The following is a 1,325-nucleotide window of genomic DNA, read 5'->3' as shown; positions in this document are numbered from 1 at the left end:
CACTAGTGTCCGGTTAGGAAACTGTCTTCGCCCATTAAAAATTTAATAATTCGTCAAAAAACGGCATTCATGCAAGAAATCGACTTGAAATTCATCAGCATTCTCCAGCATTCTCCAGGCACCACTTTTAAGGAGGGTGCCGATGTATACCGGAAAGCTGGTTTTCTCACAGATGATGGACTTCCTGCCGTTGCCTGTTTTTCGAAGCTGCGTGGCCAAATATCGCGGCCACCACAAAGTCAGAAAATTCTCCTGCCTCGACCAATACTACTGCATGGCTTTTGCCCAAATCACCTACAGGGAGAGCCTGCGGGATATCGAGGTTTGCCTGCGCTCCCAGAGCAACAAGCTTTACCACATGGGCATCCGTGGCAGGGTAAGCCGGTCAACCATGGCCGATGCCAACGAGCAGCGGGATTGGCGCATTTATGCCGAACTGGCCCATTCTTTGATTGCCACAGCCCGCAAGCTGTATCTGGCCGAGACTTTCCTGGCCGACTTGGACGAAACCGCCTATGCCCTCGATTCGTCGACCATCGACCTCTGCTTGTCCATGTTCCCCTGGGCATCTTTTCGCAAAACCAAAGCCGCCGTCAAGCTGCATACTCTACTCGATCTGCGGGGCAACCTGCCCGCCTTTATCCACATTTCCGACGGCAAGCTGCACGATGTCAATGTCTTCGACATTCTCCCGCTGGAACCCGGCGCATTTTATGTCATGGACCGGGCCTACCTGGACTTTACCAGGCTCTATCATATGACCAGAGTCGGGTCTTTCTTCGTAACCCGAAGCAAATCGAATACCAAGTTCGATCGCCGCTATTCCCACCCGGTGGACTCCGCAACCGGTGTGATCTGCGACCAAACCATCGTCTTAACGGGGGTCAGGTCGCGTCACGATTACCCCGAAAAGTTACGGCGAATCAAGTTCCACGATACCGACACCGGCAACACCCTGAATTTTTTGACCAACAATTTTGTCTTGCCGGCGCCGACCATTGCCGACCTGTACCGCTGTCGCTGGCAAGTGGAGTTGTTTTTCAAATGGATCAAGCAAAATCTCAGAATAAAGCGTTTTTACGGGACATCCGAGAACGCGGTCAAATCCCAAATCTGGATCGCGACTTCGATTTATCTCATTGCGGCCATCATGAAAAAACAGCTCCATCTTCAGGACAGTCTCTACACTTTGCTCCAAGTTTTGAGCGTCAACGTTTTCGAGCGAACACCGATATATCAACTACTTACCGAAAGGGATTACAAAGCCACGCAGGACCCTTCTTGTAAACAGTTGAATTTATTCAATTAACAACCGGACACTAGTG

Annotated in this window: 1 protein-coding gene; it reads left to right on the top strand. The window is 50.6% G+C overall.

Annotated elements, in window-relative coordinates; all coding sequences use genetic code 11:
* Nucleotides 1-142 precede the first annotated feature (142 nt).
* Nucleotides 143-1,309 (top strand): IS4 family transposase, encoded by a 1,167-nt coding sequence (locus ACHHRT_RS13795; RefSeq protein WP_395500349.1) that lies wholly within the window; start codon nucleotides 143-145, stop codon nucleotides 1,307-1,309.
* Nucleotides 1,310-1,325 lie beyond the last annotated feature (16 nt).

This window comes from Desulfurivibrio modestus, assembly GCF_044068625.1.
In the GTDB taxonomy this organism is placed as follows: domain Bacteria; phylum Desulfobacterota; class Desulfobulbia; order Desulfobulbales; family Desulfurivibrionaceae; genus Desulfurivibrio.
This window is presented reverse-complemented; position numbering and strand designations above follow the sequence as displayed.